The organism is Peribacillus sp. NPDC096448, from assembly GCF_044762675.1.
GTDB classification, from domain to species: Bacteria; Bacillota; Bacilli; order Bacillales; family DSM-1321; genus Peribacillus; species Peribacillus frigoritolerans_B.
The window spans coordinates 114,122-120,998 of the sequence record NZ_JBIWEU010000013.1 but is presented as its reverse complement, the minus strand read 5'-3'; the positions used below and the strand labels follow the sequence as shown (position 1 = coordinate 120,998).

Genomic DNA, 6,877 nt, shown 5'->3' with positions numbered 1-6,877 from the left:
GGATCTTCTTCACCTTCGGCAATTGCGTTAAGCATGTCTCGAGCCGAAACACCCATAACGTCTGAAACGACAGAGCCTAGCTTAATATTTGCGCCCTCTAACACTTTTTGGATTCGATTATGTTGTCTAGCACGTTCTTCAATGATACTTCTACGGTACCGAACTAATTCACGTAGTTCCCGTTGATTTCGATCTGGAATGTAACTAGCTTTTAGAAGTCCATGACGAAGAAGTTTGGCAATCCATTCTGCATCTTTAACATCTGTTTTACGCCCTGGCACTGCTTTCATATGTTGAGCATTCACAACTAAAAACTCAATCTCTTCAGCTTCTAATAAATTAACAATAGGTTTCCAATATACACTGGTACTCTCCATGGCAACATGAGTACAGTTATTCTTTTTAATCCAATCCACTAACTGTATTAGAAAAACAGTTTTTGTTGAAAACGTTTGAATCTCCTTTCCTTCTGGTGTCATAATACATGCAGTAATATTGTCCTTATGGACATCCATACCACATGCTCTTTCAATGACTACTTCCATTGAAAACATCCTTTCTACGGCTCTCAATACAATTGGAGGCTGGTGCAAAAACCAGAATAGGATTAATCTACCATGTGTGCTTCCCGTAAGGGAGCGACAGTCAGTGGTGCACCTTGGTCGTTGGAGTCAGACTAACGGATGGGCTCTAACGCACCATAGTTCATCGACCTTCCTCTCCCAGCCGTAGAATCAGTATTGACCGTTCTGAACCATTTTCATTCTCTGTGGTGAAGCGCTGATTTTTGCGCTTCATGGATGGCTAACGGGTGCGTTAGTTCTTTAAGGGGTCCCGGTAGCAAAACGCGGAAAACATACGCTAAGCATTATTCGACATCAATTAAGCCGAGTTTTCCTACTTTAAGGAGAAAACTCGGCTTTTTAATGTCTAGGCTTTACATCAAAAATATTGGCGGAACCCTTTTACAATTTCATTAAACTTTAACTAAAAGGTCTATATTCTACCACCGAAGATAATTTAATTAACGTAGAAGGTTCTCCATAAGCTAATGAAGAATCAATAAATTCTTCAAGCGATTGAACTGATTCCGTTACGATTTTTACTAAATAACTAAACTGTCCTGCTAATCGATGACATTCAACTACGTTATGATCTTTTTTACAGAAATCCCTAAATGATTTTCCTTGTTTCGTATCAAATAAAATAAAGGCAGTTACACTTTTATTTAGCTTTTCAGTATCGATAATAGCTCTATATCCTTTTATTACCCCTTTATCCTCAAGCTTTTTTACCCTTTCATTTACAGCAGGAGTTGAAAGTCTAACTTTTTTTCCTAGTTCTGTCATAGATATTCGAGCATTTTCTTGAAGTAGAATTAAAATACTTTGATCAATATCATCCAAGGCAGCATCTTCCTTTGACATTATATTTTTAAGAAAAATTGTGAAATTAAAATAAATAATAAAGTAATTAACAAAATAAGATTAATATATCTATGTATTTAACACAATATGTAATATAAAATAGTGTTTAGTATTCTATATTGGAATAAAATACCTTTAGGAAGTGATTTAATAGTGAATAGTTTTTTTCAGAATGATATTATTTTAGAAAATTCAAAAGTATTACTTGTTCCTTTTACCTTAGAGTATAAAGAACCTCTAAAAGAGGTTGCTTTTGATGAGTCTCTATGGACATACATGGGTTTATTTATTCGTACAGAAGAGGAGTTAGATGAGTATATACATTCAACTTTAAATGAAAAGTTAGAGGGAAAGTCATATCCATTTATTATTATTGATAAAGAAACAAAAAAAATTGTAGGTAGCACAAGACTTGGGAATATAAATTTTCATAATAAGAGATTAGAAATAGGTTGGACTTGGTATGGGACAAAATTTCAGGGAACAGGAATAAACAAAGCTTGTAAATATGAATTATTAAAATATGCTTTTGAAAATATGAACTTTAACAGAGTTCAATTTAGTGCAGATATAGACAATATTAGGTCTCAGAAAGCAATTCTAAAACTTGGAGCTAAGCAAGAAGGGATCTTTCGTAGCAATTACATAGATCAAAATGGAAATAAAAGAGACGATGTTTATTTTAGTATTATCCAAGAGGAGTGGAATGATATTAAAAAGAAATTCTTCAGCGAATTTGAATAAGTAAGTTAACACTTTTTATTTCCCATTGGTTATTATTTCTACTTTTATTGATAAATCTTATGGAATTAGTTTTATGTTCCCATTCACCCATACCTAGTACAGCAGCAAGAAAAGATAGGGTGACAAAAATCCTCAACCAATTCTCTTTTGGATGAGGATTTTTATTAACTCTTTGCTAATTCACGAATGATTTGACTAATTTCATGTATTCCCTTTTTAAGATCTGTTAATGAGGCATACGCATAGGATATACGTAGATAACGGTCCGATTCTTGACCATAAATATTACCTGGATTAAGAAGTATACCCTCAGATAATGCTTTTACATAAAGATCTTTCATGGATAGTTTAGGTAGAATTTTTAGCCAAATAAAAAATCCTCCCTTCGGTACATTCCATGTTGTTATATCTTTTAAATGAGTTTCTAAAACATCCAAAACAACTGCCCTCCGTATTTTTAGTTGTTCTTTTACATCTTCAAGGTGATGTTGATATAGACCACTTGATAACCATTCAGCTGCAACCCTTTGAGATAACGAACTAGAACCGTAGTCGGTTTGCATTTTTATATCGGATAATCGTTCAATCACAGGTTCCGGACCAACAATCCAACCGATTCTTAAACCAGGACTCAACGTTTTAGACAAACTGCCAAGATACAAAATATGTCCATTCTTATCCTTTGCCTTTAAAGGAAGTGGAGGTGTTTCATCAATCCATAATTCTCGATAAACATCATCTTCAATCATTGGAAGCTGTTCTTTTTCACATACTTCAAGAAGTTCTTGACGGCGTTTTTCTGACATTAATATCCCTGTTGGATTATGAAAACTAGGAATGGAATATAAAATCACTTTACCCTGTTGTTTTTTTGAAGTGAAAACAGTGTTTGGCAAGAGACCTTGTTCGTCCATCGGTAAACCTGTAAGCTTCATCCCAGCTGATTGAAAAACATGTAGAGAATAAAGATAAGAAGGTTTTTCAAGTAAAACGGTTGATCCTCTTTGTAAAAGACCAACTGAAATTAGTTGCAAAGCCTGCAAGGCTCCTGAAACAATTAAAATGGAAGAAGGAGAGGCATTAATCCCCAATGCTTTTAAATAAGCAGTTAATGCTTCTCGTAAGGGGAGGAACCCTTTTGGGTCTTCATACCCGAAAGGTTCCATTTTGTCAGATACTTTCCCCATAACGAGCTTCATTGTTTCTAAAGGAAATAGATCTTTGGAAAGTTCTCCTTTACTAAGCTGAATAAAGTTTGTGTTTGATTCGGTTTGATTAATCTCTTGAACTGTTGCTTGACTCGGTTTGTGTAATCCTGATTTGACATGTTCGTTCCAATCAGGGGGAGGATTTGTGGCTATTAATGTCCAAGTATTATTAACTACGACTGTTCCCATTCCCATCTTACCCTCAATTAACCCATCAGCCATTAATTCTTCTAAAGCAGTGATGACAGTGCTCCGATTTACTTCAAATCTCTTAGCTAATATACGCTGGCTTGGAATTTTGCTTCCAATTGACCATTCCCCATTTGCAATTTTCTCTTTAATATAATCCACAATTTGTTGATATTTCGGATATTGTTTATTTGGTTTCACTCATATAAAACCCCTTTACATTCTATTTTTAATCCAAAGTGGTTGGGTTAAAAATTACCCAACTGGTTGAGGACATTTTATCAAATACTGATTAATATTAGAAATAATCGGAACCAGAAATAATATTGGTTGGTTCCTTATTCTAAGGATGTGTTCAAATGGCAAAAAAATGGGGTTTTAATGTTATTGTCGCCTATGGTCTTGCGATTTTTCTATGGGCTTCAGCTTTTCCTGGTATTCGGGTTGGATTAGAATCCTATACACCTGAACATCTTGCCCTTTTTCGATTACTAGTTGGTTCTATAGCTCTCGTAGTAATTGCTATACTCACTCGTATACGTTTACCTGAATTAAAGGATATTCCAGCTATTTTATTGTTAGGATTTTTAGGTTTCACGGTTTATCATACAGCTTTAAACGTTGGAGAGAAAACGGTTAGTGCTGGTACTGCAAGCCTAATTGTATCTATGACTCCTATTTTTTCTGCTCTATTAGCCGTTTGGTTTATGCGTGAACGCTTTGGATTTATAAGGTGGATTGGATCTATTATAAGTTTTCTGGGAGTTATCTTGATATCGTTTGGAACAGGAGATCATTTTGAATTTAACACTACAATTTTGTTTATTCTCTTAGCATCCTTTTCAGAAAGTTTATACTTCGTTTTTCAAAAGCGTTATTTAATAAAGTATGGATTTCTTGCTTTTACTACCTATACGATTTGGGCAGGTACATTTTTTATGCTTTTCTATCTCCCAGGACTAGGTCAGGAAATAATAAGTTCCCCTATAGAATCTACCCTTAGCATTTTGTACTTAGGTCTCTTTCCTACGGTTATTCTTTATCTTGCATTAGCATTTGTTACATCTCGAGTAGGAGCTTCAGAGGCAACGAGCTCCCTTTACCTAACACCAGCTCTTACATTTGTGATTGCTTGGGTTTGGCTTGGAGAGGTGCCGACTACCCTTTCTGCTATAGGAGGAATCATAACGCTATTTGGAGTTTTATTCATTCATATCCAAGGAGATAAATTACTGAAAAGAGTAAAACGAAATATAAAAATAGAAGGATAATTCATTATTGAGTCCAGAAAGTCATACGATATAGGGCTTGAGACTATAACTTTAGAGATAACCCCTTTCACCACTGTTTTAACTGGATTTTCACACAAAACCATTCAAGATAAAAAATCAACCTCTTGAACTAACAGGTACGTTAGCTTAAGATCCGAGCTGTCTTTAGGCAGCTTGCTAATTGATTACTTAAATCCATATGATGAAATGGTTGAATGGAAATTTGTTGAATCGATAGATTGTTTTAATTTATTTGATGAAAAACTCGAATCAGGTACTGAATTGTATTCACGATATTTACGAGTTCCAAAAGATATATCTAATGAAAAAGTTATTTCACGTTACTATCCAGAAACGGTCGTGGAAGAAGAAGTTGACTATAACTATATTCTAAGAAATAAGGACTTTAACTTAAGAGCAAATTTAAATTAACGTATTGTTGATATTGGTAACGCCTAAAGGGAAAAGGATGGTTTGTTTGGTTTCGATACCATTAAACTGCTATTCCTTATAGAACTACCATGAAAATTAACTTCTGTGAGATCCGAAAAATGGCAATAATTAAGTAGACGCAGCTCATTCATTTTTAAAAAAGAGGAGAGCGCCTGATCAAGGTGTTTATAGATACGAAAATTGGATTAGGATGCTTCGGTAATTGTCACATTATAACCTAAGTTTTCTAGTCTTCGAACCGAATGCCGTACATTTGATACTTGTCTTTGTTTATCAAAGTAATCTTCGCCTAAGTCAACATACATTTCTTTTCGGGTTAGAAGGTAATATGCGATTCGCAACATCGCATGGGCAACTACAATTGCTGCCTTTTTCTTTCCTTTTCGTCCGGCTGTGCGTCTATGCAGTGCACCGAGATAGTTTTTTGACCCTCTTACTGATTGAGCTGCTTCTGTTAATGCGGATCTTAAATACTTATTTCTCTTTTTAGATCTACTAGATTTCCTTTTACCTGCGCTTTCATTGTGTCCAGGGACCAAGGCTGCCCATGAACATAAATGTGCGGCAGTCGGGAATTGGTTTCCAACGTCCGTACCAATTTCAGCTAAGATTTGCTCAGCCATTCTTGTGGCGATACCAGGTATTGAATCAAGTCGTTCTATATCGTCCTGATAAGAGCTTACTCTTCGAGCTATCTCTTGATCCAACATTTCAATTTGTTCACTTAAAAAATCAATGTGAGTCAAAATGGTTTTCAACATTAATCGTTGGTGTGGGTTTACATATCCTTTGAGTGCTAATTCTAGTTCTTCTTTTTTTCGCTTCATTGTACGACAAGCGAAGTTTGCTAGTTTTTCAGGATCGTCTTCACCATTCGCAATGGCTAGGAGCATATCCTTCGATGAAACGCCCATAGTATCAGAAACAACAGAGCCGAGTTTGATATTGGCTCCTTCTAAACCCTTTTGAATCCGATTATGTTGTCTGGCTCTTTCTTCTATAATACTTCGGCGATAGCGTACAAGTTCCCGCAGTTCTCGTTGATTCCGATCTGGAAAAAAACTTGCTTTTAGTAATCCATGACGAAGAAGTTGGGCTATCCATTCGGCATCTTTAACATCCGTTTTACGTCCCGGAAGAGCCTTCATGTGTTGAGCATTTACAACTAAAAACTCAATTCCTTCGGATTCTAACAAGTTAACAATAGGTTTCCAATAAACACTGGTGCTTTCCATCGCTACGTGAGTACAATTATTTTCCTTAATCCAGTCCAATAACTTTAATAAAAAACAGTCTTTGTAGAAAACGTTTGAATCTCCTTTCCTTCTGTTTTCATAATGCAAGCAGTGATACTGTCCTTATGGACATCCAAACCACATGCTTTTTCAATGATTACATCCATTGAAATCTTCCTTTCTAGGCTTGAAAATTGGAGGCTAGTGCAACAATCAGAATTAGGATTAATCTACCATAAGTGCTTCCTGTAAGGGAGCGACAGATTGTGGTGCACCGTGGTCGTTGGAGTCAGAATCGGCTGGGCTCTAATCCCATAGTTCATCGGCCTTCCTCTCCCAGCCTTAGAATC

General features: G+C 35.7%; 5 protein-coding genes and 1 pseudogene. 2 read left to right on the top strand and 4 right to left on the bottom strand.

Annotated elements, in window-relative coordinates:
* Together ACIQ0C_RS21010 and ACIQ0C_RS21005 are read right to left on the bottom strand one after the other, a co-directional pair.
* A partial coding sequence (locus ACIQ0C_RS21010) for an IS110 family RNA-guided transposase (protein WP_403063533.1) occupies positions 1-545 on the bottom strand: 545 nt, incomplete at its 3' end.
* A 438-nt stretch (positions 546-983) separates the two neighbouring features.
* Positions 984-1,406, bottom strand: a complete 423-nt coding sequence (locus tag ACIQ0C_RS21005; RefSeq protein ID WP_403063530.1) for an Lrp/AsnC family transcriptional regulator — start codon at positions 1,404-1,406, stop codon at positions 984-986.
* A gap of 174 nt (positions 1,407-1,580) precedes the next feature.
* On the opposite strand from ACIQ0C_RS21005, the gene ACIQ0C_RS21000 reads away from it, so the two are divergent.
* Entirely contained in the window at positions 1,581-2,171 is a 591-nt protein-coding gene (locus ACIQ0C_RS21000) for a GNAT family N-acetyltransferase (protein WP_402844029.1), read from the top strand.
* A 164-nt stretch (positions 2,172-2,335) separates the two neighbouring features.
* On the opposite strand, the gene ACIQ0C_RS20995 is transcribed toward ACIQ0C_RS21000, so the two are convergent.
* Positions 2,336-3,769 (bottom strand): aminotransferase-like domain-containing protein, encoded by a 1,434-nt coding sequence (locus ACIQ0C_RS20995; protein ID WP_403063527.1) that lies wholly within the window; start codon positions 3,767-3,769, stop codon positions 2,336-2,338.
* Between the two features lie 158 nt (positions 3,770-3,927).
* On the opposite strand from ACIQ0C_RS20995, the gene ACIQ0C_RS20990 reads away from it, so the two are divergent.
* Positions 3,928-4,839, top strand: coding sequence for a DMT family transporter (locus ACIQ0C_RS20990; RefSeq protein ID WP_403063524.1), 912 nt, complete (start codon positions 3,928-3,930; stop codon positions 4,837-4,839).
* A 638-nt stretch (positions 4,840-5,477) separates the two neighbouring features.
* Here ACIQ0C_RS20990 and ACIQ0C_RS20980 read toward each other — a convergent pair.
* Positions 5,478-6,694, bottom strand: a pseudogene (locus ACIQ0C_RS20980) (IS110 family RNA-guided transposase).
* Positions 6,695-6,877: the final 183 nt, after the last annotated feature.